This window comes from Sorangium sp. So ce302 (assembly GCF_051530145.1).
GTDB classification, from domain to species: domain Bacteria; phylum Myxococcota_A; class Polyangia; order Polyangiales; family Polyangiaceae; genus Sorangium; species Sorangium cellulosum_B.
In genome coordinates, this window is record NZ_CP150326.1 from 3,964,259 (window position 1) to 3,990,305 (window position 26,047).

The 26,047-nt window shown below is 69.4% G+C and carries 20 protein-coding genes and 2 pseudogenes; 12 read left to right on the forward strand and 10 right to left on the reverse strand.

Features of this window, described 5'->3' with window-relative positions:
• Positions 1-2: 2 nt before the first annotated feature.
• Positions 3-788 carry an ABC transporter ATP-binding protein gene (locus WME73_RS15160; RefSeq protein WP_437916136.1) on the forward strand — a complete coding sequence of 262 codons (786 nt, stop codon included), beginning with the start codon at positions 3-5 and terminating at the stop codon, positions 786-788.
• The gene (locus tag WME73_RS15165) at positions 763-1,494 is read left to right on the forward strand and encodes an ABC transporter ATP-binding protein (protein ID WP_437916137.1); all 732 of its coding nucleotides are present in this window, start codon (positions 763-765) and stop codon (positions 1,492-1,494) included. The genes WME73_RS15160 and WME73_RS15165 overlap by 26 nt, the downstream gene beginning before the upstream one ends.
• A gap of 222 nt (positions 1,495-1,716) precedes the next feature.
• Here WME73_RS15165 and WME73_RS15170 read toward each other — a convergent pair.
• Positions 1,717-2,106 (reverse strand): annotated as a pseudogene (locus WME73_RS15170) (pyruvoyl-dependent arginine decarboxylase); the annotation flags it as partial.
• Between the two features lie 1,175 nt (positions 2,107-3,281).
• On the opposite strand from WME73_RS15170, the gene WME73_RS15175 reads away from it, so the two are divergent.
• A complete protein-coding gene (locus WME73_RS15175) occupies positions 3,282-3,764 on the forward strand; it encodes a hypothetical protein (RefSeq protein ID WP_437916138.1) in 483 nt (160 codons plus the stop codon).
• Positions 3,765-4,225: 461 nt separating this feature from the next.
• Here the strand turns inward: WME73_RS15175 and WME73_RS15180 are convergent, their stop codons facing one another.
• The 3 genes from WME73_RS15180 to WME73_RS15190 form a co-directional block, all read right to left on the reverse strand.
• Positions 4,226-4,969 carry an ExeA family protein gene (locus tag WME73_RS15180; protein ID WP_437911985.1) on the reverse strand — a complete coding sequence of 248 codons (744 nt, stop codon included), beginning with the start codon at positions 4,967-4,969 and terminating at the stop codon, positions 4,226-4,228.
• 64 nt (positions 4,970-5,033) lie between these two features.
• Entirely contained in the window at positions 5,034-6,425 is a 1,392-nt protein-coding gene (locus WME73_RS15185; RefSeq protein ID WP_437911984.1) for a DDE-type integrase/transposase/recombinase, read from the reverse strand.
• 123 nt (positions 6,426-6,548) lie between these two features.
• A complete protein-coding gene (locus WME73_RS15190; RefSeq protein ID WP_437911983.1) occupies positions 6,549-7,112 on the reverse strand; it encodes a DUF6431 domain-containing protein in 564 nt (187 codons plus the stop codon).
• 637 nt (positions 7,113-7,749) lie between these two features.
• On the opposite strand from WME73_RS15190, the gene WME73_RS15195 reads away from it, so the two are divergent.
• Positions 7,750-9,906: a hypothetical protein gene (locus tag WME73_RS15195; protein WP_437916139.1), complete on the forward strand. Its 2,157-nt coding sequence runs from the start codon at positions 7,750-7,752 to the stop codon at positions 9,904-9,906.
• A 31-nt stretch (positions 9,907-9,937) separates the two neighbouring features.
• Here the strand turns inward: WME73_RS15195 and WME73_RS15200 are convergent, their stop codons facing one another.
• Positions 9,938-12,634: a cation-translocating P-type ATPase gene (locus tag WME73_RS15200; RefSeq protein ID WP_437916140.1), complete on the reverse strand. Its 2,697-nt coding sequence runs from the start codon at positions 12,632-12,634 to the stop codon at positions 9,938-9,940.
• A 144-nt stretch (positions 12,635-12,778) separates the two neighbouring features.
• Between WME73_RS15200 and WME73_RS15205 the strand changes: the two genes are divergently transcribed.
• From WME73_RS15205 to WME73_RS15225, 5 genes are all read left to right on the forward strand, one after another.
• Positions 12,779-13,075, forward strand: a complete 297-nt coding sequence (locus WME73_RS15205; protein ID WP_437916141.1) for a hypothetical protein — start codon at positions 12,779-12,781, stop codon at positions 13,073-13,075.
• 112 nt (positions 13,076-13,187) lie between these two features.
• Complete coding sequence (locus tag WME73_RS15210; RefSeq protein ID WP_437746162.1) at positions 13,188-13,439, forward strand: hypothetical protein; 252 nt, start codon at positions 13,188-13,190, stop codon at positions 13,437-13,439.
• Positions 13,440-13,526: 87 nt separating this feature from the next.
• Positions 13,527-14,102: a histidine kinase dimerization/phospho-acceptor domain-containing protein gene (locus WME73_RS15215; protein WP_437916142.1), complete on the forward strand. Its 576-nt coding sequence runs from the start codon at positions 13,527-13,529 to the stop codon at positions 14,100-14,102.
• A gap of 560 nt (positions 14,103-14,662) precedes the next feature.
• Positions 14,663-15,172, forward strand: a complete 510-nt coding sequence (locus WME73_RS15220) for a hypothetical protein (RefSeq protein WP_437746164.1) — start codon at positions 14,663-14,665, stop codon at positions 15,170-15,172.
• Between the two features lie 290 nt (positions 15,173-15,462).
• Positions 15,463-16,323 carry a 2-oxo acid dehydrogenase subunit E2 gene (locus WME73_RS15225; protein ID WP_437916143.1) on the forward strand — a complete coding sequence of 287 codons (861 nt, stop codon included), beginning with the start codon at positions 15,463-15,465 and terminating at the stop codon, positions 16,321-16,323.
• Between the two features lie 219 nt (positions 16,324-16,542).
• On the opposite strand, the gene WME73_RS15230 is transcribed toward WME73_RS15225, so the two are convergent.
• Positions 16,543-17,037, reverse strand: a complete 495-nt coding sequence (locus tag WME73_RS15230) for an Hsp20/alpha crystallin family protein (RefSeq protein WP_437916145.1) — start codon at positions 17,035-17,037, stop codon at positions 16,543-16,545.
• Positions 17,038-17,476: 439 nt separating this feature from the next.
• On the opposite strand from WME73_RS15230, the pseudogene groEL reads away from it, so the two are divergent.
• Positions 17,477-18,307, forward strand: a pseudogene (gene groEL / locus WME73_RS15235) (chaperonin GroEL); the annotation flags it as partial.
• Positions 18,308-18,325: 18 nt separating this feature from the next.
• Here groEL and WME73_RS15240 read toward each other — a convergent pair.
• From WME73_RS15240 to WME73_RS15250, 3 genes are all read right to left on the reverse strand, one after another.
• Positions 18,326-19,573 carry a cytochrome P450 gene (locus WME73_RS15240; RefSeq protein WP_437917394.1) on the reverse strand — a complete coding sequence of 416 codons (1,248 nt, stop codon included), beginning with the start codon at positions 19,571-19,573 and terminating at the stop codon, positions 18,326-18,328.
• Positions 19,574-19,673: 100 nt separating this feature from the next.
• The gene (locus WME73_RS15245; RefSeq protein ID WP_437916147.1) at positions 19,674-20,687 is read right to left on the reverse strand and encodes a universal stress protein; all 1,014 of its coding nucleotides are present in this window, start codon (positions 20,685-20,687) and stop codon (positions 19,674-19,676) included.
• A gap of 147 nt (positions 20,688-20,834) precedes the next feature.
• Positions 20,835-21,260, reverse strand: coding sequence for a CBS domain-containing protein (locus WME73_RS15250; RefSeq protein WP_437916148.1), 426 nt, complete (start codon positions 21,258-21,260; stop codon positions 20,835-20,837).
• Positions 21,261-21,453: 193 nt separating this feature from the next.
• Here WME73_RS15250 and ligA point away from each other — a divergent pair, with 193 nt between their 5' ends.
• Entirely contained in the window at positions 21,454-23,514 is a 2,061-nt protein-coding gene (gene ligA, locus WME73_RS15255; RefSeq protein ID WP_437916149.1) for an NAD-dependent DNA ligase LigA, read from the forward strand.
• Positions 23,515-23,525: 11 nt separating this feature from the next.
• Positions 23,526-25,277, forward strand: coding sequence for a DNA polymerase/3'-5' exonuclease PolX (gene polX, locus WME73_RS15260; RefSeq protein ID WP_437916150.1), 1,752 nt, complete (start codon positions 23,526-23,528; stop codon positions 25,275-25,277).
• 234 nt (positions 25,278-25,511) lie between these two features.
• Here the strand turns inward: polX and WME73_RS15265 are convergent, their stop codons facing one another.
• On the reverse strand, positions 25,512-25,937 hold the full coding sequence (locus WME73_RS15265; RefSeq protein WP_437916151.1) for a CBS domain-containing protein: 426 nt from the start codon (positions 25,935-25,937) through the stop codon (positions 25,512-25,514).
• Positions 25,938-26,047: the final 110 nt, after the last annotated feature.

Below are 26,047 nucleotides of genomic sequence, written 5' to 3' on the forward strand. Positions count from 1 at the left end.
CCGTGGCGCTGCTCCAGGTCGAGGACATGAGCCTTCGTTTCGGCGGCCACACCGCGGTCCGGTCCCTGAGCTTCTCTGTGGAGGAGGGAGAGACGCTCGGGCTTATCGGCCCGAACGGCGCCGGCAAGACGTGTGTCTTCAACTGCATCAGCGGCTTTTATCGTCCCTTCGCCGGATCGCTCGTGCTCGGCGGGAGATCGCTGTTGCGCCTGCGCCCCGACGAGCGCGCGGCCCTGGGGCTCGCCCGCACCTTCCAGAACCTGCGCCTGTTCCCCCAGCTCTCTGCAGAGGAGAACGTCCTGTCCGGCACTCACTGCCGCACCCAGGCCAGGCTCGTCTCCTCCGTGCTGCGCCTGCCCTCGCAGGTGCGCGAGGAGCGGGAGGCCCGAGCGCAGGCCCGGTACTGGCTGGAGTTCGTCGGCCTCGCCGGCGAGGCCCGGCGGGCGGCCGGCAACCTGCCCTACGGAGCCCAGCGCCGCCTGGAGATCGCCCGCGCCATGGCCGTCCGCCCCACGCTGCTGCTCCTCGACGAGCCGGCCGCGGGGCTGAACACGCCGGAGAAGATCGCGCTCATGGATCTCATCCACAGGATTCGGGACGCTGGCGTCACCCTCCTCCTCATCGATCACGACATGACGCTGATCATGTCGATCACCTCCAGGCTGATCGTGCTGGATCACGGAGAGAAGCTCGCCGAGGGGGCGCCGGCCGAGGTTCGGCGCGACCCGCGGGTGATCGAGGCTTACCTCGGAAAGGACGCAGATGAGGACATCGAGCAAGCTCCTTGAGCTGAAGGGCGTCCATGCCTTCCATGGCACGATCGAGGCGCTCAAGGGCATCGACCTCCACGTCGACGAGGGAGAGATCGTGACCCTCCTGGGCAACAACGGCGCGGGCAAGAGCACGATCCTCGGGGCCATCTCGGGCATCGTGAAGCCCAGGCAGGGCGAGATCTGGTTTCGGGGCAAGGACATCACCGGACATCGCCCCGAAGAGATCGTCCGCATGGGCATCGTGCAAGCGCCCGAGGGCCGGCGCATCTTCGAGCCGCTCACCGTCGAGGAGAACCTCCTCGTTGGGGCGTTCTCGGTCCGAGCGCAGCGGGAGCGCGTGACGGAGGACATGCGTCGGATCTACGAGATGTTCCCCCAGCTCCTCGGGCTGCGGAGCCACCTGGCAGGCACGCTCTCCGGAGGCGAGCAGCAGATGCTCGCCCTCGGGCGCGCGCTGATGGCCCGCCCCGTGCTCCTCATGCTCGACGAGTCGTCCATGGGACTCTCGCCGAACCTGCGGCGCTTCATCTTCCGGACGGTCCGGGAGATCAACGAGGCAGGCACGACCGTGCTCATGGTCGAGCAAAACGCCCGCGCAGCGCTCCGCGTGGCGAGCCGCGCGTACGTCCTGGAGGCGGGCCGCATCACCCTGCAGGGCTCCGCTGGCGAGCTGAGCACGGACCTGGCCGTGAGCTCCGCCTACCTCGGCGGTCGAGGATAGCCCATCGCATGCCTCCGCCGTGGCGCCAGTCCACGCGGATTCGAGCGCATCGGCCGGGGCGCCTGACCGCTTCGCGGGCGCCGGAGACCAACGATCCGCCTTCTCCGCGGCGCGCAGCGCCTCGCGCTGCGGCTCGGTGAGCTGCGGGAACGAATAGGTGAGCCAGCACAGCGCGGCGATCGCGGTGCCGTGCCTGTTTTGCACCTCGCGCGAGGCGATCGCCGGCTCGGCGTACTCGAGGTCGACCTGCGCTGCGGCATATCGGCGCCGCGCTATCCCCTCCAGCTCATGACGGAGCGTGCGCGCGGCCGTGGCGGCATCGTCGTGCCCCTCGTACTCGGCGGCGAACCCGCCGAGACAGGCGCCGGTCCGCCGATCGCGGACGCGGACGCGGCCCAGCCCCGCCGTGACGGTCTCGCCGGCCCTCCCGTTCACGGAGGCCATGATCACCTCCATCACCGCACCGTGGCGGAAGTGGGGCTTTGCGACCTCGATGGGGATCTCGTACGCCTCCGGCGGGATCACCGAGCTGCAGAGGATGATGTTGAAGTTCTCGATCCCGCATCGCCAGGGCCAGATCGAACGACCCTGTATGCCATGGATCGAGCCCACCGCCGAAGTCGGTGTCTCCGTATCCCGAAGTGACGAAAGAGGCCAGCGGCACGCGGGTGAGGTAATCTGGTTCTCGCTGCATCGGAGCTCGCCTCCGGGACATCCGGGGTCCGTGCGGCACGTCTCGGCGTTTGCGCGCGAGATCCGTGGTGCTCGCGCGCATGCCGGGGCCCGCGCCCCGGCAGCATGAGATGCCGGCGCTGTCCCCCGCGTCTCCGGCGCCCGCGAGGACCACGGCGACGGACTCGCGCTGTCCGCGCTGCCCGGCGCGACGATCGGAGCGCTGGCTGCAGCGTGCGGGAGCGGTCAAGATGGCGCGGGTCCCCTCATCGCAGGAGCGCCTCATGACCGCATCGGAATCCGGCTTTGGCGCCGAGCTCCAGCCGTTCGCCGGGATAACGTCGTTCATGCGCCGTCCGGTCACACGCGACCGCGTTCGCCTGCGCTCAGCGAGCCCGCTTCCCGTTCGCGCGGTCGCCCGCCACGACGTCGGGCCGGGCTCGCTCACGATGCACGCCGACCGCGGCTCCGCGATGTGGTCGGAGGGGCTCGCTCAGCTCCTCCGCTCGCTCGGCGTCGTTCGTAGCTTCAGGCTCGACGAACTGCTAACGCACATGGCCGTCGCGCTCGGCCGCGTGGCCGATGGCTGGAGGATTCCAGCGACTACGAACACTTGCGCATTCGCCGGTGACGAGGGGCCGCCTCAACGGACCGGCATTGATGCTCGCCCAACCAGGGTCGGAGCACGACGCAAAAATTGCGTCATGTGCAGATCATGCGGCGCGCGGGCTGGCACCGGAGCTCCAGCAAACTGGTCGGCCCCGTGGACGTCCGGTCGATTGTTCTAGATATCCTGGTGTTTCTGCGGAGTGGCTCTCCCAAGCCGGGCGGGCTGCAAATCGAGAATGTCTGGCATGTCCAGTGCTCCTGGCGCCATTGGGCGCCGCCATGGAGACCGTAAGATCCAGCAGGTCGCGCGCCCTGGAGATAAGATGCGCGGACTAGCACCAATGCTCGGCTCTGGGTTGCCACAGAAGCGTTCCGATACACGGAGACGGCGAGCCTACGCCCTCCTTGCGCTCAGCACCACCTGCATCAGCATCGCCGTAGCAGCACTTTCTTGCGATCTTTACGAGACCCAGCCCTTCAGGTGCGGTGTCGCCCTCGAAGGCGACATGGATATCCTCCAGAGCTGCACGGAGCCACATCAAATCTGTGTCTGCGCGACGAACTCATGCGCGGTGCGGATCCTTGATGACGCCGGCGTGGATGCCGCCTGTGGATCCGGATTCCGCTACGTCAAGCAGCCGTTCGCAGCCGAGGATGTCGTCGAGAGCTGTGTCGCCATGGAGCACGCGAGCTGGATCATCTCAGAGGAGGCGGAGAATAAGAAGTGCTCAGCGCTGCCTCCCGATGGAGGCGAAGGCGGCAGCGGCGGCGAGGGCGAAGGCGGCAGCGGCGGCGAGGGCGAAGGCGGCAGCGGCGGCAAGGGCGAAGGCGGCAGCGGCGGCAAGGGCGAAGGCGGCAGCGGCGGCAAGGGCGAAGGCGGCAGCGGCGGCAAGGGCGAAGGCGGCAGCGGCGGCAAGGGCGAAGGCGGCAGCGGCGGCAAGGGCGAAGGCGGCAGCGGCGGCAAGGATGAAGAGGGAGGTCAACCGTGAGGGGATCTCAAATCGTGCTTGCGGCGGTGTTGATGGCGCTCGTCGTGGGGACTCGAACGGCGGCTGCGCAGTCCACGATGGTCATCCTGGTCGATGAACGCCTCGGTATAAAGGCCCAGCTCGACAATCAGGACCTCAAGTATTGTCGTGTGGTTGCTGGATCTGATTCTCCCCTGGCTGACATCGCCGTGGTCAGATCCGGCACAGGGGGCGGAATCATCGGGCCCACTGTTACCGAGCCGACTGGCTTATGGCACCGCGCCCCGCCTCGATGATGGCCATCTCGCGGCCGTTCGGCAGGGCTCCGTCCGGCGACGGCCATTGCGGGTGTTGCCCCGACGTCGCACGGCGCGATGGGCATCCTGCCGGCCACCGTCCGTCGCGGCGAGGCGATGGCCATCGTGGACCTGACACGACTCGGCCCGCGAGGCCGACGAGCTTCGCGGGCTGAGCGCCGCCGTTTAGCCGAGCGACGAGGAGAGCGTGAGCGTCTCCGCGACGCGGGCCACCGCGTCGCGGTCGACCAGCTTGCGCTTCCGGCGGGCCGATTCGCGCATCGCCGCCGCGGCGAGGCGGTCAATCTCGCGCAGCGAGCCCGACGCGAGCTCATGCAGGGCGGCGAGCGACTCGCGCGAGAAGAGCTCGTGGTCCGCGCCGGCACCCTTCAGGCGGAAGGCCACGTACTCCACCGTGTCCTCCACCGTGGCTGGCTCGATCATAAAGCGGTGGTGGATGCGCGTGAGCAGCGAGCGGTGGGAGCGTAACGCCATGCGGCCCTCGAGCTCCGGCAGGCCAACAAGGAGGATCGACAGAAGAGCACGGCTGTCCCACTCGTGGTTCAACAGGATATGCAAATGCGCCATCATGTCCGGGTGCAGCAGATGGGCCTCGTCGAGCAGAAACACCGGATGCACCTGGTCTCTGCGCAACTCGTGGACGTGCCGCTCGACCGCGAGGAACAGGCTCGCGGCGCTCGAGGTCGGCTGCAGGCCGAGCGCATGGCAGAGGTAGCGGTAGAAGTCGCGCCGGCCGAGCGTCGCATTGTGGCAGTAGGTCAGGCGAAATCCAGCCTGTGGTAGCCGGTGCCGCAAGGCCCGAAGCACACACGTTTTGCCGACGCCCGGCTCACCGACGAGGAGCACGCTGGCGCGCTCAAGAAGCGCGGCTTCGAGATCGTCGACGAGCACCTGCTTCGACGTGGGCAACCACAGCTCGGCATCGTCGAGCTCCTTGGAGAAGGGGGCCGTGCGAAGGCCGAAGAAGCCGAGCTCAGAAGATCGCATCGAGATCCTCCTCGGTATCGACGTCGTCCGCGCCGGGCGCCAGAGCCGCATCGCGCGCGCTCTTCACGAGCAGGGCGCCGGCCGGGTCGAAGGCGACCGGCTGCCCCGCGGGCGACTCGCCGCTCTTCGTGACACGGCGTGGTGGCCGCTTGACGTGCGCGTTGTGTACCGGGTCGACGAGGCGAAGCGGGATGCGCTGCCCCTCGATCTCGACAACCGGGGCGAGAGGCTCGTCGAGCAGGCAGTAGGCGACGATCACGACACGGCCGGCGAGGTAGCCGTGATCGAGCTCGTAGAGCCGCCCTCGGACCGAAACGGTCGTGTCTCGGCGCACGCGCCGGCGCTGCCGCAGCGTGAGCGCTTCGCGCAGGCGAGCCTCGGAAAGGGCGTCGACCTCGCGCTGCCCGGGCGCGTACACGAGCCCGGGCGCGCGCCCCATCAGTCCGGCGTGCGGGGACGGATGGTAGTGGACGTCGACAAAGGCCTGAATACGAGAGGAGATGTCCTCCAGCGACGTGATCGAGCCCAGGTGGTCGAGCACGTTCTCTCGAAGCGTTCGCCAGAATCTCTCCATCTTGCCGCGCGCCTGCGGGTCGTAGGGGCGCGCATGAAGCAGGGTGATCCCGAGGCGCGAGCAGAAGAGGCGCAAGGCGTCGCCACGGTAGGTCGCACCGTTGTCCAGATACAGCGCGCTTGGAACGCCCTGGAGTCGGAGGGCGCGGACGAGCAGCCGCAACATGGTGTCTTCCTTCTCGTCGCTCTCGACCGAGATGGCGACGATGAAACGTGAGGCATCGTCGAGCAGGGCGTGGATTCGCACGGGGACCCTGCGCCCGGCGAGATGGAGTGTCGGGCCGTGGCAGACGTCGCCGTGCCAGAGCGCGTCTGGGTGGTCGGCTTGCCACTTGAGCCGAGTCGTCGGCCCCTTGCCGTCACGCTGCGGGATCTTGTCGAGCCCCTCTTGGCGGAAGAGGCGACGCACGGTCGAGGCGCTGACCGTGGCGCACAGGCGTCCGTCGGCGCGCAGCGTGCGCAGGATGAGCGGCACCGAGGCCGCCGGGTGTTCCCGCCGGATGTCGCACAGCAGTTGCCGCAGCACGGCATCGAGCTCGCGGCCGCGCCCGCGGTCGCTACGGGCGCGAGGGCGGAGACCTTCGAGCCCTCGCCGGCGATAGGCATAGAGCCAGCGCTCGAGGGTCGGCACCGAGAAGGAGCGCGTGCATGCGCCGCCGGGCGGGCGCAGGCGCTGGATCGAGAGGTCGCGTAGGGCTTCAGCGAGGTCGCCGTGCTCGAGATCACGAGCGCAGATGTGCCCGATGACGCCATGGCGGAAAATGGCGATTTCCTCCGAGTGATCTTTGGATTTGAGGATGTCCACGAACGGTCCTTTCCACGGGTGCGTTTCGACGACCCGTGTGGACCCAGTGCCTCATCTTGCCGCCGCCGTGCCCGATCCTATGTGGTGGAGTCGCCGGAGCCCGCGTTTGCCGGCAGATGGGCATCATGCTGCGAGCGCGGCGCCGCGGAACGCCAGGTGAGGGGCGCGCTCGCCCGCGTCGCCCCGGGGCGACAGCGCGACGAGCTGCATCGCCGTGCGCTCGGCGATCTGCACGCGGGTGCTCTCCGCGCCGTGACGTCCGAGCCGCGGGAACAGCTGTCCGCGGCGACTGGCCTCAATCCATCGCGACGGCGCGAGCCACCGCTCGGCGGCCGCGACGCCCACGATCGCGCAGCTGCAGACCTCGGCGCGGACAGTCGGCGTGGTCGCGCCGTCGAGTCCGACGCGAGCGAGCACCCAGCCGATCGCCGACGCGGTGTAGCGACGCCGGGGCAGCAGCCCGCGGGGCACCACGACCACGATCGCGCCGCAGGCGCTGCATCGATAGCGCCGGGCGTGCACCGTGACCAGCTGCGGAGCGCCACCGGCCTGGAGCGGGCCGTAGACCTGACGCTCGCGCAGGCCGTGGCCGCGCATCCTCAGCGGGCCGTCGACGGGCCGGCCGGCCGCGTCGCAACAGGGACAGCGCGCCGGCCGCAGGTAGTGAACCGCTGGCACCGCCGTCATCCAGCGCTTGATATCGACATCGGCTTGAACGATCCTGCATGAGCTCCGCTCCTGCACGGTGTTCGGAGCACGACGAGGGGAAGACGGGTCGCCACAACACGCATCCCCTCGTCGCCTATTTTGTGGCCGGCTCCGCGCCGCTGCTCCGCTCCATCGGCCCCGGCCTTACGTCAGCGGCGGCGCTGACGTGGTGCAAAGTGGAGTGATAATTTGTGACACGGCTCCGGAATGCATGAGGATCGAAGCGGCGAGACCGCGAGGCGGAGGTTTTTGTGAGAATTTTTGGTGGGTACGGGGAATGCAGAACGGCGAGCACCGGTCGACGGCGGAGGCTCTGCATCCACCCCGGCTCCCTCTCCCTGATCCGCACCGACTCCCTGATGGACGGGCACAGGCCACTCAGGAGATAGCCATCACGAACAGGGATCAATATCGGGGCGAACTCCACTACTGGGAGGGCGCGGTAATACCCACGACGGGAATCGACGATGACTCCGAGAGCCGTCTCCTTACTCGCGCAATCGGTGGCGCAAGCATCGAATGCACCACATCGAGCGTAGATGACAGCAGGTGGCCCCCGAGCATACCTCTTCGTTTCCGTGCCGCATCGATCCAGAGTGATAGCTGGAAACGCGTGATGGTCGATGCAGCGATTCGCGTGCCTCGCAAGGACAAAGAGATCATCTCGACGATCCCCGCTCTCGCGCCCAATTATGGCTGGTACCTGGCGCAAACGAGCTGGGGTGTCCAAATCCTCCAGGCGCTGGGCGAGCCTGCATCTTGCAAGGCCTTTCGCTACGGCGAAGGCCAGCCGGGCGAAGCGGCTGTCGAGTGCCGGTTCGACAACACCGGCGGGAAGCCAGTGTTCGCGTTCGGTGGCGAGCCGGGAGCGGGCCGCATCGAGCTGTCCTTCGTGGGGCGCACCAAGCCTGTCAAAATTGACATTGGCGTCTGCAAGTACGATTTCGCAGGCGATGTGCGGGTGCTCGTCCGAGGGGCAGTCCGGCAGCGAGTCGTGATCATGCCTCAGCTCGGCGAGGGTAGGGCGTGCTCGTTCCAGCTTGGCCGCCTTTCCGAGCTGAAGCTGAAGGGGGATGACACCTCGATCCATGTGACAAACGCCGAATTCGATTCATTCGAGCCGAGCGGCTTTCTTCTGCACTCTATCCCGGAGGGTTTGAAGCCAGGCTCCCGCGAGTTCGAGCTGCGCAGCGCAGGGCGCCTGCTCGGCGTGATCCGCGTCGAGGTGGTCGACAAGGTGAGCGCGGCGGCGAAGCTCAAGGTCGATTACGAGCTCGACAGGAATCAGGACCCGTTCGGCCACTTCGAAGGGGCCTCGGGCGAGAGCGCCGAGGGCATCGCGGTAGTCAGCCCCGTGGAGAGGCCGCGGTGGAGCATCGTCAACACGTCGTCGCTCAATATTCCATCGCCGCTGCCGCGGGCTCCCGCCAATATCGCGTCGATCCTCTCTGGAGCAACTGAACGCCGGCCCTCTTCAGACCCGGACGACGCGTACCGCATGGCCAAGGACCAACAGCTTGTCTGGCTCGTGGCGTCCACCCCTCTCGGTGGCAAGATCCGCTTCCGCAACTGCCGCCCAATCGACCAAGCGACATCGACGGATGCGCCGTCCGCCTCCGGCAACTGCGCACTTCTGAACGGCCCAGACACCATCAGCTTCGATGTGGCGCAACACACCGGGCAGCCGATCCGGCCGCGGCTCTCGTTGGTGCGATTCGTCCGGGAGTCCGTCCAGCGCCCGCAGGAGGACGGTGCAGCGCCGAAGACCACGGAAGAATGGCGCCGTGACGTGTTGCTCGAGGTCGACGTTCCCCTCGCGGCCGAGGCGCGGCGCGAGAGCGTACCGGTGCCTGTCCGCGATCTCCTCGAGATCATCTGCGACGGCGATGAGACGGGCATCTGGAACGGAGAGACGCGTGCCATCGGAGACGAGGCAGTGCGGCTCGGCCAGTGTAAGCTCAAGGTGCGTGCCAACAACGGCGGCATAGTCGGCCCGATGGAGCTGTATGGCCCGCAGACGGTGGTCGTCACCGTGCAGCGTGACGGGACCGAGAAGGCGCAGAGTGTCTGGCCGTTGTCCCTGTCGTCGGTGAACTCGAGGCCGAACGCCGCCTCGCTCACGCTGCCGGTGCCGCCTGCGGACGACGGGGGCCGGGGGCTCTACACGGTCGAGGTCAGGCTCGGTGCGCGGCCGAACGCGGACGCAGTGTACCGGGGCGCCACGAGGGACAAGATCGTGAACGAGCTTGATACGCGCGAGCACAGCGATCTGCGTTACGTAGCCCGGCTTCGCCCTCGCGGCCTCTTCGGCTGGCGCTGCCGCGGCGATCGCAACGGGCTCATCTACAAGAGCCCGCTCTGCCTGCGAAGCTACGTCACGGCTTCGCTGGCCTTCTCTGGCTTCCGATTCCCGGCTTCACCGCGCGATCTTCGCAACACCAGCCAACCGGCAGATTATCAATACGTGCCGCCCCGCCTCGGTCTACTCGCTACGCTCGAGCCCTGGAACTACGACGAGGGCGTCAACGCCTGGCCGGCCAATCCCGCGATCCAGTTCGGCGCTCACTTCCTTGATCTTGGCGAGCGCAACGTCGGGATGTCAACGGTGCTCGGAGTGGCCGGCACCTTCCCGCTGGTCACCGACATTTCGAGCCAGCTCGGGACCAAGCTCACTGCCGGTGCATTCTGGGAGAACGACCTGCGGGGCGGCAATCACTTGCTCCTGAGCATGAGCCTCAACATCGGCTCCCTCCTGTCGGGTACCCAGAAGTAGCGTCCGAGCAGAATTCTTCGGCAGCCGCGGTTCACCTCACGCCGCCGCGCCCCGCGCCCCGCGCCAGCGCGGCGCGCCGCAGCGCATCGACGAGCACCATGACCGCGGCGCCCCCGGGCAGCCAGAGGAGCCACGCCGGCCCCACCGGGGCCATCGCAAACATCCGATTCAGTCCAGGCACATAGAGAAGCGCGATCGCCAGCGCGACCTCGATCGAGAGCCCCGCGGCCACCCACGGGTTCGACCAGAACGCGAGACGCTTCGAGAGCGGCCCGTCGCGCTGCGCCAACAGACACCCTATCTGGCCCGAGACGATCCCGACGAAGGTCATCGTCGCCGCCTCTCGCTCCAGCGCACGAAACGGATCGAGCGACGCGAAAGGTCTCCAGCCGTGCGCCCAGTAATAACCGAAACCCGCGAAGACGCCGAGCAACGCCTCGACGGCCCCGTAGAGGAAAAACGTCCGCAGCGCGAGCTCCCGGGTGAGGATCGGCTTGCGGGGCGGCTCCGGAGGGACGAGCAACGTCGCGGGCGACGCCGGCTCAACGCCGAGCGCCAGCGCGGGCAGCACGTCGGTCCCGAGATCGATCGCGAGCACCTGCACGATCGCGAGCGGGAGAGGGATCGGGAAGAAGATATAGAGAAGGAACGGGACGAGCTCCGCGACGTTGCTCGTGAACACATAACTCACGAAGCGGCGGATATTCTGCTTGATGGCCCGGCCTTCCTCGATGGCCGCCACGATCGTGGCGAAGTTGTCGTCGGACAGGATGATGTCCGCCGCCTGCTTGGCGACCTCCGTGCCGCGCAGACCCATGGCCACGCCGACGTCGGCGGCGCGGAGCGCGGGGGCGTCGTTCACGCCGTCGCCGGTCACCACGACCACCTCGCCGGACCGCCGCAGCACCTGCACGACCCGCAGCTTCTGCTCCGGCGTCGTGCGCGCGAGGCTCGCGCCGGCCCGAAGCAGCTCGAGCAGCGCCCGGTCGTCCATCGCGTCGATCTCGGGCCCCTCGACCATGCGGTCCGCCGCATCCAGCCCGATGGCGGCGGCCACGGAGCGCGCGGTTGCGGGGTGATCGCCCGTCAGGATCACGACCCGCACGCCCGCGCGCCTGCACGCGGCGATCGCTGCGGGGACCTCCGGCCGCGTCGGGTCGTGCAGGCAGGCGAGGCCCAGGCACGTGAGCAGGCCGCTGGCCTCCTTCACGGCGAGCAGGAGGACGCGCTCGCCGCGCTCGGCCGCGCTCACCACCGTCTCGTCGAGACCTGCGGGCGCCGGCGCGCCGGTCAGCGCGATGACCGCCTCGGGCGCCCCCTTCACGAAGTCCCGCGTGGCGCCGCCTTCCGCGCACGTCACCGCCATGTAGCGCCGGCGCGCGTCGAACGCGGTGTCGGCGATCCGAGGCCACCGGGCGCGCGCCTCGGCCAGCTCCACCCCGCCGGCCGCGGCCCAGCGCGCGAGGGCCACGTCCACCGGATCGCCCTCGTAATCGCCGCCCGCCGGCGCCGGACGCGCGTTGTTGCACAGCGCGGCCGCGAGCCGCGCCGCCTGCTCCGCGTCCGGGGGCGCGCCGCGCGCGGGGATGAAGCCGCGCACCGAGAGCGCGTTCTGCGTGAGGGTTCCCGTCTTGTCCGTGCAGATGGTCGTCACCGACCCGACCACCTCGACCGCGGAGAGGCGCCGCACCGGGGCCCCGCGCGCCGCCATGCGCTGCGCGCCGATCGCGAGCGACACGCTGAGCGTCGGGAGCAGCCCCTCGGGGACGAGCGCCACGATCACGCCGATCGCGAACGTGAGCGCGCCGAGCGGGCCGACGCGATGGAACGCCTGCGCGAGCACAAGCGTCGCCGCGCCGGCGATCACCGCGATGGCCGCGGTGACGTGCGAGAGCTGCGCGACCTGGCGCTCGAGCAGCGAGCCCTCGCGCCCGCCCTGCTCGAGGAGCCTGGCGATCTTGCCCGCCGCGCTCTCCGCGCCCGTCGCGAACACGAGCGCCTCGCCCGCGCCCGTCACCACGGACCCGCCGCTCGGGAGCAGGCTCGGGAGCGTGAGCTCCTCCGCGCCTCGGCCCGGCGAGGCGATCGGCGCGGCGTCGCGATCGACCGGCGCCGTCTCGCCCGTGAGCATCGAGAGGTCGAGCGAGAGGCTGTCTGCGCCGAGCAAGATGCAGTCGGCCGGCACGATCTCACCTGCCGCGAGCCGGACCACGTCGCCCGGGACGAGCTCGCGCGCGGGCACACGCCGCTCGATGCCTGCCCGGACGACGCGGGCGCGCACCGCCACACGGCGCATCAGGCTGCTCACGACCTGCTCGGCGCGGTGCTCCTGGATGAACGCGAACGCGCCGTTGAGCACGACGACAGCGATGATGGCGAACCCTAGCTCCGGGGCGCCCGCGGCGAAGGCCAGCCCAGCGCCGAGCCAGAGCAGCAACGCGAGCGTATGGGTGAGCTGCGCGAGCAGCGTCCGGAGCGGACGTGAACGCCGGGGCGGCGCGAGCTCGTTGTCGCCGTGAGCGAGCCGCCTCCTCGCGGCGTCGACGTCCGTCAAACCGGTCGGATTGGATCGTAATGCCTGAATTCGCCCTTCGACGGAGAGCGCGCCGAGCTCCGAGGGACGGATGCGCGGCTGGGCGCCGGCGCCGCGCGACGGCTGTGCATGTCCGGCCGCGGCGAGAGGAGGAACAGGAGGAGACGAGCGACTCACATCCGCGGGCCTCGGCACTCGGCAACGGAGTAGCAAGTAGCAAGCCCCGGGTCCGCCGCTCGATGGTGAGATCGCCACCTGCCGCGCGCCGAGCATGCGCTGAGGAGAGCGGCCGGGGCGAGCGGCTCAGAGCGCCGCGCCGAGCTCCCGTCGCTGGCGATCATGAACAGATCGGCATTCAGGGAGGTCATCCCCATCGACCTGTCTACGTTGGCGCCTCAGGCCGCGTGGCTCTCGTGCAACAATCGGCCGATCAGGGTGAGGGCCACGGTGTCGCCAGAAGAGATCGAGATCGAGATCGAGATCGAGATCGAGATCGAGGCGTCGAGCGGCCGCGACGAGGAGGTCGCCTGCATGGTCTCCCCGTGCCAGGGCGGGCGCCGCGAGCTCTGTCCGGCGCCGGGCGAGCTCGTGGAGTCCGCTGCGCTCCGCGTGGCGCGCGCCGCCGATCTCGGATAGCGCCCTCGCGCGCCAGGGAAAGGCGCGCGCCGAGGCCCAGATCGAGGCCGTCCAACGGTCCATTGCCGACATCGCCGACAGCTTCGATCTGCCCGCGGCGCTCCAGCGCATCGTGGACCGGACGCGCGACATCTCCGGCGCGGAGTACGCGGCCCTCGGCGTCTACGCCGGCGACGACGCGCCCTTCGAGCTCTGGATCTGCAGCAGCGCCACGGCGGAGTGGGAGAGATCATCGGCGCAAGCTCCCCGCCCGCGCGGCCGACTCCGGGCGGTCCACCGAGACAGGACGCCGCTGCGCCTCGCGGAGCTCTGCGAAGATGAGCGCTTCGATGGCTTCTCTCCCGAGCACCCCCGTGGTGCGTGACGAGAAGGGCGAGCCCATTCACTACATCGCCTGCGCCGCCCGGACGGCACCGCCCTCCCGCTGGACGAGCTGCCGTCGAGCCGGGCGATGCGCGGCGAGACGATCCCCGGCGAGGAGCTCATCGTCGCGAAGCCGGACGGCTCGTGCCGGACCTTCCTCGTCGCCGCCGCGCCGCTCCGCGACAGCGCGGGGACGATCACCGGGGCGATCATTGCTGGCGAGGACATCAGCCCGTTGAAGGAGCTCGCGCGGATGCGCGAGGAGTGGACCAGCATCATCGCTCACGATCTGCGCCAGCCGGTCACCACGATCGTTCTCAAGGCCGCCGTGCTCGCGAAGCAACCGCAGTGCAGCGACAAGGCGCAGCACATCCTGGCCAGCGCGACGCAGCTCAACCGGATGATCGACGATCTGCTCGACGTCTCCCGCCTCGAGTCGCACCGGCTGGATCTCAGGCACGTCGAGGTCGATCTGCCAGCGCTCATCCGGGCGACGGTGGAGCGGACGGCGGACGCGACGAGGGGACATCGGGTCGACGTCGAGGTGCTCGATGGGGTCCCGCCGCTCCTGGCCGATCCCGGGCGCCTGGAGCAGGTGCTCACCAACCTGCTGTCCAACGCGGCCAAGTGCGGCGCGCCCGGCGCCGAAGCGCGTGCCTGTTGATCCATCGTATCGCTCGATGCAGCCGCGAAGATGGCACGACGGAGTGTCCGGACACTGCTGGTGAAACACCGGCGCGTATCGTTCGCATCGACGCAAGAACTGCAGGCTCGCTGCCCATGACCGCCGCTGCGGATCCTCGGCGACGCCGCCGCGCCAGATCTCGATGAAGCCCGGCGGGAGGTCCCCGCGCGGGTTGCCCGGGCCAGGAGTTGGGCAGGGAACCCAAGCGTGCGTGCTCCGGACGGCCGGGGTCAGGTACCCCGGGCGTGGCGTGATGTGGCCGGGGCCGTCGCTGGCACGTGCCCTGCAACATGCAACACGACGATACGGAAATACGGGTACGGACCACCACGTTTCGCGTGGGCGCGGCGTCAGGCTCGCTGGCGCGCCTTGCACGCTCAGGACGGCTCGCCAGCAGCACGAGACCCTCAAGCGATGCCGATGGCGTGACCGCGAACGCCACATCGTGCAACTGTAACCATCGACACCACACCGTGTCCACAACCTCGTCTCACAGGGGGCATTCCATGAGCCCAGCGCGACCAACGCTTCTCGAGATCGTGGTCAAGACGGTCGTGACCCATTCTGTCACATACACGATCGTGGGCCTCCTGGCGTCGTCGCTGCTCGATTACACGCGGTTCTTTGCAGAGTCCAGCCTGAACCTCTTGATGCGGCCGACGAGCGATCCCTGGGTGATGGCCGGACCGCTGTTTCAGCCCATCAGGGGGATCATGTTCGGGGGGGTCTTCCACATGCTGCGCGAGCCGTTTTTCGGGAAGAACAACGGCTGGCTGGTGATGTGGATCGTCCTCGTGGCGGTAGGAATCCTCGGCACGTTTGGACCAGCTCCGGGCTCGATCGAGGGGATGCTCTATACGACATTGCCGACATGGATCCATCTCAGGGGTCTTCCAGAGGTTCTCCTGCAGTCCCTGTTCCTGTCGTTGCTGCTGTACTACTGGGTGAACAATCCGCAGAAGCGGTGGATACGATGGACGATGGGAATTGCTTTCTCGGTCCTTTTGTCGCTCCCCATCATCGGCCTGCTGGCCCGTCAGCCGCAGTAGTCCAGTCCGCCTCCTCTGGCGACGCGGTCGGAGCTGTCCCGCCCGCTCGGTCCCGAATGCCTCGTTCATGCGGCGGCTGCTCCGGCGCGCCAGCTCGCTTTGCCCGAGGGCGACCTGCACGCGCTCGAGGCGGGCACGGGGCGACCGGCAAGGCCGGGCAGGAGGCGCAGTGAGCTGCGCTGGATGCTGACTCTCCGGCGCCGTTGCTCCGCTCGCACGAGGAGCCGGGACGCGCTGCACGCCTCGGTGGCCCGAGCCATGCAGCCCGTGAAGCCATGGCAGGGTGGATCATGCCCAACCTCGATCTCGTGCCAAAACAGGAGATCTCCAGCTTCCGCAAGCTGGCGATCGGCACTTGGCACACCGCGTACGATCCATCGGTGTACGGCACGCTCACCCTGCGCATGGATCGCGCGCTCGACTACATCAAGGCGTTCCGTCACAGCACCGGCCGCCGGCTCACGGTGACTCACCTGGTGGCCAAGGCCTGCGCCGAGGCGCTGCGCCGCTGCCCCGACGCCAACGCGATCTTGCGCTGGAACAAGATCTACCTCCGGCGCGGCGTCACCGTCTCGGTGCTGGTCGTGCAGACGATCAGCGGCGGCGACGGCGAGGTGGATCTCACCGTGACCACGATCGAACGGGCCCATGAGAAGAACCTGGTGCAGATCGTCGACGAGCTGGACCGGACGATCGAGCGCGCGCGCCATCGGCGCGACAGGGCGGTGGAAGAGACGAAGCGCGCGATCCGGCACATCCCGTTTCTCTTCATGAACGCCTTTCTGCGCCTGCTCTCGTTCGTGATGTACACGCTCAACCTGGACCTGTCGAAGCTGGGGCTGCCCCGCGACCCGTTCGGCGCGGTCACGGTGACCAACATCGGCTCGCTCGGCCTGGAGAGCGCCTACGTGCCGCTCGTGCCCTACACGCGCACGCCGATCCTCGTGGTCCCGGGCGCGGTGAGGGACGAGCCGGTGGTGGAGGACGGCAAGGTGGTGCCCGGCAAGGTGATGCGCGTGAGCGCCACGTTCGATCACCGCTTCATCGACGGCCTCCACGCGAGCGTGCTGGCGCGCACCGTGCGCGAGATGCTGGAGGACCCGTTCCGCTGCTTCGATCGGCTGGGCGCGGAGATTCCCGCACCTCGCTGACACACATCTCCTCTCGCCAGGCGGGCGCACATCACATCTCGCGGGCTCCTTGCCCTTCGTCTCGAGGAGGAGGCCACGACGAACACCAGCGCGGTCGGCCAGCCTGCCAGCGAGCATCGCGCCGAGCAGCGCCGAGGACACGGACAGGCCCACCGTGACCGCGCGGACACCACCCAGCCTGGCGAGTCGGACGCCGGCGGCCGTCGCCTGGACGGCTCTTCAGGCGGCCTTCTTGCCCTCGCCTTTCTTCGCCTCGGCCGCCCCTTCGGCGCTCGGCTCCTTGGCGGCGCTGATCGGGATCTGCTTCGGCTGGACCCCGGCTGCCTTGGGTACGACGATCTCGAGCACGCCGTGCTTCAGCTCTGCCTGGATCTTGTCGAGATCGACGCCCTCGGGCAGCATGAACGAGCGGCAGAAGCTGCCGTACGCGCGCTCATACGTGTAGAAGCGATCGCCTTCCCGCTCCTCCCGCTCCTCGTCGCGCTTGCCGCTGATCGTCAGCTGGCGCCCGCTCACCGAGATGTCGACGTCACTCTCCTTCACGCCCGGCAGGTCGGCGCGGAACACGAAGCGGTCCTTCGTTTCTCGGAGATCGATATCCGGTGAGAACCAGCCCTCCGGCTGGCGGAGCTGGGCGATAGGAGCCGTCTCCGCAAATGGATCCCACTGCAACATCTCGCGCATCATGCGCTCCGGGTCGAGCGCGCGCATCATCGATGCGATTCTACGGGGCTCTCGCCAACGTGCCAGCAGCGTCATGGGTGACCTCCTTCGAAATTCAGACGACCTTCCTCATTAACCTGCAACACGCAGAGCCTCACACGCCCGGAGCGCCTTCACCCGAGCGACAGAGCCAGGCTCATGCTGGACGGCGGCTCGCGCGGTTGTTGCCGAGCATGGTGGTGCAGGATCCGTGCTCGGGAGGCGTGTACCAGGGTGGGCCGGGTCGCGATGTCCGAGGATGAGCCCGTGCGCTCATGGCGCGTCCGACCGGAATCACGGCCGCCGGCGCCGCGGGCGCAGGCGAGCCGTGGATCTCTCGGGAGACGACGATCGGAGCGCGCGACCGGCACCCGACAAAGCAGGCCCTGAGGTTGCATCCTGGAGGGCGGCCACAGAAGGTCGGCCGCGCTCGTCCAGGGGGTCTTCCGCGATGCCCCACAAGCAACTCCTTTTCCACGCCGCTGCTCGCGAGAAGGTCCTTCGCGGCGCCACGGCGCTCGCCGACGCTGTCCGCGTGACGCTCGGCCCGAAGTCGAAGAGCGTGCTCATCGGGCGCGCGTGGGGGCGCCCCACCGTGTGCAACGACGGCGTCTCGATCGCGAAGGAGCTGAGCCTGAAGGACCCCGAAGAGGACGTCGGGGTACAGATCATCCGCGAGGCGGCCGAGCGCACGGGCGACGCGGTCGGCGACGGCACGACGACCTCCACGCTGCTGGCTCACGCGATCTTCGCGGAGGGGCTCCGCAACATCGCCGCGGGCGCGAGCGCGATCGACCTCAAGCGCGGCATCGAGCGGGGACTTCACGCGGCCGTCGACGCGGTGCGGTCGCTCTCCCGCCCTGTGCAGAGCCGCCAGGAGAAGATCCAGGTCGCCACGGTCGCGGCGCACAACGACGCGGCCATCGGCGAGCTCGTCGGCGACGCGGTGGAGAAGGTCGGCGGGGAGGGCGTCATCAGCGTCGAGGAGGCGAAAGGGACCGAGACGGCGGTCGAGGTCGTGCAAGGCATGCAGTTCGACCGCGGGTATCTCTCACCCTACTTCGTGACCGACCCGGAGCGCATGGAGTGCGTGCTGGAGGAGCCGCTCATCCTGATCCACGAGAAGCGGATCGGCGTGATGAAAGACCTGCTCCCCCTGCTCGAGCAGGTCGCCAAAGAGGGGCAGAGCTTCCTGCTCATCGCGGAGGAGGTCGAGGGCGACGCGCTGGCCACGCTCGTCGTGAACAAGCTGCGCGGCACGCTCGCGTGCGTCGCGGTCAAGCGTCGGGCTCATCAGCCGTCAGGCGACCTTGTCCATCCGAGCTCTCGAGAAGAGGACCGGCAATCTACGAAAACCGCGGAACATGACGCTCTCGCATCTCCGCACCGGCGGGCTCTGTTCGTCGAGCTTCAGGCCTGCCATGCGGCGAATCAGGCTGACGAGCCCTATCTCGATCTCCCGGCGCGCCAAGCCGGCACCCAGACACCCGTGCGGACCAAAACCGAACGCGATGTGCTTGCCCGGCGCGCGCGTGATGTCGAAACGATCGGGCTCGTCGAAGATCTCTGGATCCCGGTTCGCCGATGCTATGCCGAGGAAGACCGACTGGTGTCGCTGGATGCGCTTGTCGCGGATCTTCAAATCTTCTGCCGCGACCCGGCAAACGAACGGCACCGATCCGTCGTAGCGCAGGCACTCCTCTACAGCGGACCTGATGAGCGCCGGGTCCTCACGCAGCTGATTCAACTGGTCTGGGTGCATGAGGAGCGCATGGACCGCGTTGCCAAGCTGGTCGATGGTCGTGACGTGTCCGGCCGCGAGGACCAGTATGCACTGAGCCGTGATCTCCTCCGCCGACAGCTTTCCTTCTTGCTGCCCGGCCACGAAGAGGCTCACCAGGTCGTTGCTCGGGCGCATGCGCCGCCCGTCGACGATGGCGAGAAAATAGCGCTCCAGATTGCATATCGCTTCGTTGGCTGATCTGGCGTCCTCCTCGACGTCCAGAGTCGTGCCGCCGAAGAACCGCGCGGCGTCCTCAGACCACTTCTGGAACGACCCCCGATCTGCGTCAGGGATGCCGAACATGTGGGCGATCGCCGTGGCTGGCAATGGCTGAGCCAGGTCGCGCACGATATCCATGCGACCGAGCGGCTCTACCTTGTCGAGGATCTCGTCCGTCACGCGCTGGAGGATCGGCCGGAACCCGTCCAGAGCGCCGTGTGTGAACCCCTGGCTGCCCACACGGCGCAGGCGGGCGTGTTCCGGGCCATCTTTCATCAGCATCATGCCTTCGAAGAGGCGCACGAAGTCGCGGGCGACCTCGCGCTTCCCCGGCGGTAGCTGCGCGTCGACGATCGCCTGCGGCGGCCTCTGGCGCAGGCGCGGGTCTCGGAATGCCTCGACAACATCGTCATAGCGCGTCAGCACCCAGCCGTGCAGCGATTCAGACCAACGGACCGGCTCATCGTGGCGCCAGCGGCGGAAGTAGGCAGAGGGATCGAGCAGAAGCTCCTGGATTGCCACGTCGTCTTGGATGAGCGCTTGCATGATCGTTTGGGATGAATGCCTCGGGTCGGTGTGGTAACGCCTGCCTTTTCCGAGCTACTTAAGAGCGTGCGCGGCCGGCGGTAGCCTCGACCGCCGAGGTTCAGCGCATCTGATAGCGCCCCGTCTTCTCCACGGGCTCGATGCAACCGACGACCGCGCCGCGCGCCCCCACGTAGGCCCGGTGGCCAAGCCTGTCGTCGGCGGACGCCTCGGACGGGCGGGGCCAGGCGTCCTCCTCGGCGAGGAGGGACGCCAGCCGCGCGTGGATGCGCTGTCGGCCTTCGACCGCCTCCTGCGCCGTGAGCTCGCGGAACACCCCGAACACGATGACGCTCTCCCAGTCGGCGAGGCTCTGGATGTGATCGACCTGGAAGCAGACCTCCGGATTTATACGCATCATCCGGACCTTCGTGCCTTCCGCCGAGCGCAGGTAGAGGCGGCCTTTCTCGTACGCGTAGCCCATCGGCACGACGTACGTCCGTCCTTCGGCGTGGCAGCCCAGCCGGCCGAATGCGCCGCGCTCGAGGAGCGCCTCGATCCGCTCCGCGCTGAGGGGGCCCGCTGCAGGAGCCTCCGGAGGCCCCCCTCCTGCGGGCACATCGAACATGCGGAACTCGGCGCGGCACGCGGCGCAGAACTGGTACTCCGAGCGCACGCCGCACCGCAGGCAGCGAAACCGCGAGGCGTACGGCGGCGGACCCATGATCACCCCCGTCCCGCGGGCTTCCTTCTCCGGGGGCACCATCAGCACGGGGCGGCTCGCGGTGCGCGCGACGCGCTCGGCGACGCTGCCCAGCAGCACGCCCGTGGTGCCGGTGTGCCCGTGGCGGCCCATCACGATCAGCTGGACCTCGTCTTCCTCAGCACACCTGACGATCTCCTCCGCTGCAGACCCCACCCGGACGAGCGGGACGATGCGAACCCCGCTGCCGAGCTCCGACGCGAAACGGCGCAGCGCGTCTGCCGCGTTCGGCTGCGCTTGCGCGGACGCTGCGACGTGGAGGATCCGGAGCTCGGCGCCCCAGGAGCGCGCTTGTTCCAGGGCGACCCTCACGGCCGCGATCGAGAGCTCCGAGAGATCCGTGGCGGCCAGGATCCGCTGCACAGGCTGCATGCTGCCTCCGCTGGTCCATGTCCCATAACCGTGGGACCGGCGCTGTGCGCGTCGTATCCACCGATCGCAGCAATCGCCGTGCCTGGCCTCACCCCACCCGCACCTCGCGCTGTCTGTGCGCGTCCTGCGCGCCAAGGAGACGACGGGTCACTCCTCCTCGAGGAGCCCGCGAAAGACGTCCACATAGCTGACGATGCCGACCAGCGCACCTTCTCCGTCGACGACCGGGAGCGCGCCGATCTTGTTGTCGAGCATGAGCTCCACGAGCTCGGTCACGTCCGCGTCCGGACTGGCGCTCACGACATTGCCGCTCATGATCGTGGACACCGGCCCGCGGGCCTTCCGCAGCGCCCTGTCGACCACCGCGGCGTCCTCCGAGTAGGGCAACTGGAGCGCGCGCAGGTCGCGATCGCTGAGCATCCCGACCAGCTCACCCTGCTCGTCGACGACCGGCACATGGCGGAAGTCCATCGTCTGGAGCACGTCCACCGCCTCGCCGATGGGGTCGTTGACCCGCACGGTCCGAGGGTTCTCGGTCATGAGCTCGGCGGCGCAGATCTTGGGTAACGGCATCTCCTCCTCGCTCAGGGCAACTCGCGGACCAGCGGATCCCGCGATGAGCCGCGCCGCCGGAGGAGCTCGGAACCGCCCCGGCGACAGGGCGCAGCGGCCGCGCGGGCCGGCCTCGTGGCACACCGCCTGCCTCCGTGAACGGCACGGCGGCGAGAGCGATCGAGCGCGCCGCCGGCTGGAAGGGATCCGACGCATGAGCACGGCATCGCCGGCCGGGGTTACGCGCCAACCGCGCGAGGACACGCGCCGTCGGATCGAGGCTTTGCGCCGCGAGATCAGGGTCCACGACCACCTCTATTATGTGCTCGATCGCCCGGTCGTCTCGGACGCCGAGTACGATCGCCGGCTCGACGAGCTGAAGCGGCTGGAAGGGCTCTATCCGGAGCTCGTGACCCCGGACTCGCCGACGCAGCGCGTGGCCGGAGCCCCGCTGCCGGCGTTCCCCGAGGTCCGCCACCTGGCGCCGATGCTCAGCCTCGACTCGGTGGTCCACGAGGAGGACGTGCTGCGCTTCGTCGACCGCCTTCGCCAGGCGCTCGGCCAGGGCCGGCCCACGTTCGTGGCAGAGCCGAAGCTCGACGGCGCGTCGATCGAGGTGGTGTACGAGCGCGGCGCGCTCGTCCGCGCCGGGACGCGGGGGGACGGCGAGCGCGGCGAGGACGTCACCGCCAACGTGAAGACGATCCGCTCCGTGCCCCTCCGGCTCGTCGATGACGGCCGGCCGCCTCCGGAGCGGCTGTCCGTGCGCGGCGAGGTGCTCCTGGCCACGGCCGCCTTCCGCCGCCTCAACGAGCAGCTGGCGAGGGAGGGAAAGCCGCTGTTCGCCAACGCGCGCAACGCCGCCGCGGGGTCGCTCCGGCAGCTCGATCCGCGCGTCACCGCCGCGCGCCCGCTCGAGATCGTCTTCTACGATGTGCTGGCCATGGCGGGCGGCCCGGCGCTCACGAGGCACTGGGAGCGGCTGGAGGCCCTCCGCGGGTGGGGCCTCCGCGTCAGCCCGCACAACCGCCAGGTCGAGAGCGACGAGGAGATCCTCCGGTATCACCGCGAGATGGATCGGCGCCGCGACGCGCTCGGCGTCGAGGTCGACGGCATCGTCGTCAAGCTCGACGACCTCCTCGCGCGCGAGCGCCTCGGCACGACGGCGCGTCACCCGCGCTGGGCGCTCGCGTTCAAGTTCGCGCCGCGGCGCGAGGCGACGACGATCGAGGACATCGTGGTCCAGGTCGGCCGCACGGGCGTGCTCACGCCGGTCGCGGTGCTCGCGCCCATCTCGATCGGCGGCGTCACCGTGGCGCGCGCGACGCTCCACAACCGCGAGGAGCTCCGGCGCAAGGACCTGCGGGTCGGCGATACCGTGCGCGTGATCCGCGCCGGAGATGTCATCCCCGAGGTGATCGAGCGCATTCCCCGGGCGGGCGAGCGGCGGGGCCCGCCGTTCGCGATGCCGGCGCGGTGCCCTGCGTGCGGGGCGGTCGTGGAGCAGGACGGGCCGCTCGATCGGTGCCCTGCCGGCCTGGCTTGCCGTGCCCAGCTGGAGCGGTCGATCTGCCACTTCGCTTCGCGCAGCGCGCTCGACATCCGCGGCCTCGGGCGGGAGACCGTGACGGCCCTGATCGAGGGCGGCCTCGTCGAGAGCGTCGCCGACCTCTTCGCGGTGAAGGAGCAGGATCTGCTCCGGCTCCCGCGCTTCGGGGCCCGATCCGCGCAGAACCTGGTGCGCGCCATCGAGCGCGCGAAGCAGACCGAGCTGTGGCGCTTCCTGCACGCGCTCGGCATACCCGGCGTGGGCGAGCGCACGGCGCAGGATCTCGCCGATCATTTCGGATCGATCGAGGCGGTGATGGCGGCCGACGAGCGCGCGCTGCAGCAGGTCGAGGGGATCGGACCGAACGTTGCGGCCGGCATCGCCGGCTTCCTGGGGCGCCCCCAGCACCGGCGGGTCATCGCGCGCTGCCTCGAGCGCGGGGTCCGTCCGGCGCACCGGCCCCGCCGCGCGGGCGCCGCGCCCGCCGCAGCGGCCAGCCCGCTCGCCGGAAAGACCGTGGTGTTCACCGGCGCGCTCTCGTCGATGACGCGCCCCGAGGCCGAGGAGCTCGTCCGCCGCGCCGGCGGGCGCGCGTCCGGAAGCGTCGGAGCGTCGACGGACTACGTCGTGCTGGGCGAGAGCCCCGGCGAAAAGCTCCAGAAGGCAAGGGCGCTCGGCGTCGCCCTGCTGACGGAGGGCGAGTTCCGGAAGCTCGTCCAGGCGTGAACGGGGGGCGCATGGAGAACGTCGACATCGCGCGCATCTTCGAGGAAGTGGCGGATCTGCTCGAGATCCAGGACGAGAGCCCGTTCCGCGTGCGGGCCTACCGCACCGCGGCGCGCACGCTGGCGGCGCTCGGTGAGCCCGTGGCCGGGCTCGTGGAGCGCGAGGGCGCGGGCGCGCTCACCGCGCTGCCTGGAATCGGCAAGGATCTCGCGGGCAAGATCGTCGAGCTCCTCGAGACCGGCGAGCTGCCGCTGCTGAAGCAGCTGGCGGCGAAGACCCCCGAGAGCCTCGTCGAGATGATGCGGATCCCGTCGCTCGGGCCGAAGCGCGCGCGGCTGCTGTACGAGAGGCTCGGCATCGAGACGGCGGACGAGCTCGAGCAGGCCGCGCGGTCGGGTCGCCTCCTCGAGGTGCGCGGCTTCGGCGAGAAGCTCGCCGCGACGATCCTCGACGGCTGCGTGAAGCGGCGGGCGACCGCCGGGCGCGTGCGGCTCGCGGACGCCGAGGCGCAGGTCGCGCCGCTGCTCAAGCACCTCCGGGCGGCGCGCGTGGCCCTGGCCGTCGAGGTGGCTGGCAGCCTCCGGCGCCGCAAGGAGACGGTGGGCGACGTCGACATCCTCGTGTCCGCGAGGCAGGGCGAGCCCGTCGCGTCGCGCCTGATGGCGTATCCGGACATCAAGCAGGTGCTCGCCCACGGCGCGACGAAGTGCTCGGTCGTGCTGCGGTCCGGGCTCCAGATCGACCTCCGCGTCGTGCCGCCGGAGTCCTACGGCGCGGCCCTCCATTACTTCACGGGCTCGAAGGCCCACAACATCGCCGTCCGCACGCTGGGCGTGAATCGCGGGCTCAAGATCAATGAATATGGGATCTTCCGGGACGATCGGCGGATCGCGGGGCGGGCGGAGGCGGACGTCTTTCGCGCGGTCGGATTGCCCTGGATCCCGCCCGAGCTGCGCGAGGACGCCGGCGAGATCGAGGCCGCGCGCGAGCGCCGGCTGCCCGAGCTCGTCGAGGTCGGCGCCATCCGGGGTGACCTGCACGTGCACACGACGTACACGGACGGGCGCGACGAGCTCGAGGCGATGGTCAGGGCGTGCAAGGCGCGCGGGTACGACTACGTGGCGATCACCGATCACACGCAGGCGGTCCGCGTGGCGCGCGGGCTCGACGCGCGCGGGCTCCGCGAGCAGGCGAGGGCCGTCGACAGGCTCCGCCGGACGATCGGCGGGATCGCGATCCTGCACGGTGCCGAGGTCGACATCCTCGAGGACGGGTCGCTCGACCTCGACGACGCGGCGCTGGCGGCGCTCGATTACGTCGTCGCCAGCGTGCACTCGAAGCTCACGATGCCGGAGCCCGCGATGACGCGCCGCGTCCTCCGCGCGCTCGAGAGCCCGTTCGTCACGGCCCTCGGCCACCCGACCGGGCGCCTCCTCGGCAAGCGCGAGCCGTACGCGCTGGACGTCGCGCGGATCGCGCGCGCCGCGCGCGAGCTCGGCGTGCTGCTCGAGATCAACGCGCAGCCCGAGCGCCTGGACCTGTGCGACGTCCACATCCGCCTCGCGCGTGAGGCCGGCGCGAAGCTCGTGGTCGCCACCGACGCGCACGCCGTGGGGGAGCTCGACTTCATGCGCCACGGGATCGATCAGGCGCGGCGGGGCTGGTGCGCCGGGGCGGACATCGCGAACACGGCGCCTCGCGCGGAGTTCCTCGAGCTCATCGGCCGGCGCAGGCGCGACGCCTCGCTGTCGTCGGCTGGATGAGCGCCCCCTACGCCGCGCGCTCCAGCCGGGCGCCGGCGCGCTCGGGTCGGGGACGAAGTCGCCGACGCACGCCTCGCGGTCCTCACCGGCGAAGGCTCGGCGGCTGGCCGGCGGGCGGACGAGGAGCGGGCCGCCCGCGGAGGTCGACCATGGCGATCATTGGCATCGATCTGGGAACTTCGAATTCGGCCGCAGCGGCGCTTCGAGGCGGCCGCCGCAGCAACGGGAGACGGGTCACGCCTCCCCGAGGAGCCCGAGAAAGACGTCCACATAGCTGACGATACCGAGCAACACACCTTCTCCGTCGACGACCGGGACCGCGCCGATCTTGTTGTCGAGCATGAGCTCCATGAGCTCGGTCACGTCCGCGTCCGGGCCGACGCTCACGATATTGCTGCTCATCATCACGGACACCGGCACGCGGGCCTTCTGTAGCGCTGCGTCCACCGCCGCGGTGTCCTCCGCGTAGGGCACCCATAGCGCGCGCAGGTCGCGATCGCTGAGCATCCCGACCAGCTCACCCAGCTCGTCGACGACCGGCAGGTGGCGGAAGTCCGTCGTCTGGAGCACGTCCACCGCCTCGCCGATGGGGTCGTCGACCCGCACGGTCCGAGGGCTCTCGGTCATGAGCTTGGTGGCGCGGATCCTGGGCAACGGCATCTCGCTCCGCGCTCGGTGCAACTCGCGGACCAGTGGATCCTTCGATGCGCCGCGCCACCCGCGTGAGCCACCTGGTCTCTCCCTTGCAGCTCGTGCAGCTCGATGGAGCG

Excerpts from the sequence above, each read along its gene's own strand:
- WME73_RS15190 (WP_437911983.1), bottom strand. The coding sequence starts at position 7,112 with ATGACGGCGGTGCCAGCGGTTCACTACCTGCGGCCGGCGCGCTGTCCC.
- WME73_RS15225 (WP_437916143.1), top strand. The coding sequence starts at position 15,463 with ATGCCCAACCTCGATCTCGTGCCAAAACAGGAGATCTCCAGCTTCCGC.
- WME73_RS15165 (WP_437916137.1), top strand. The coding sequence starts at position 763 with ATGAGGACATCGAGCAAGCTCCTTGAGCTGAAGGGCGTCCATGCCTTC.
- ligA (WP_437916149.1), top strand. The coding sequence starts at position 21,454 with ATGAGCACGGCATCGCCGGCCGGGGTTACGCGCCAACCGCGCGAGGAC.
- WME73_RS15215 (WP_437916142.1), top strand. The coding sequence starts at position 13,527 with ATGCGCGGCGAGACGATCCCCGGCGAGGAGCTCATCGTCGCGAAGCCG.
- WME73_RS15240 (WP_437917394.1), bottom strand. The coding sequence starts at position 19,573 with ATGCAAGCGCTCATCCAAGACGACGTGGCAATCCAGGAGCTTCTGCTC.
- polX (WP_437916150.1), top strand. The coding sequence starts at position 23,526 with ATGGAGAACGTCGACATCGCGCGCATCTTCGAGGAAGTGGCGGATCTG.
- WME73_RS15245 (WP_437916147.1), bottom strand. The coding sequence starts at position 20,687 with ATGCAGCCTGTGCAGCGGATCCTGGCCGCCACGGATCTCTCGGAGCTC.
- WME73_RS15230 (WP_437916145.1), bottom strand. The coding sequence starts at position 17,037 with ATGATGCGCGCGCTCGACCCGGAGCGCATGATGCGCGAGATGTTGCAG.
- WME73_RS15205 (WP_437916141.1), top strand. The coding sequence starts at position 12,779 with ATGAACAGATCGGCATTCAGGGAGGTCATCCCCATCGACCTGTCTACG.
- WME73_RS15195 (WP_437916139.1), top strand. The coding sequence starts at position 7,750 with ATGGTCGATGCAGCGATTCGCGTGCCTCGCAAGGACAAAGAGATCATC.
- WME73_RS15265 (WP_437916151.1), bottom strand. The coding sequence starts at position 25,937 with ATGCCGTTGCCCAGGATCCGCGCCACCAAGCTCATGACCGAGAGCCCT.
- WME73_RS15250 (WP_437916148.1), bottom strand. The coding sequence starts at position 21,260 with ATGCCGTTACCCAAGATCTGCGCCGCCGAGCTCATGACCGAGAACCCT.
- WME73_RS15175 (WP_437916138.1), top strand. The coding sequence starts at position 3,282 with ATGGATATCCTCCAGAGCTGCACGGAGCCACATCAAATCTGTGTCTGC.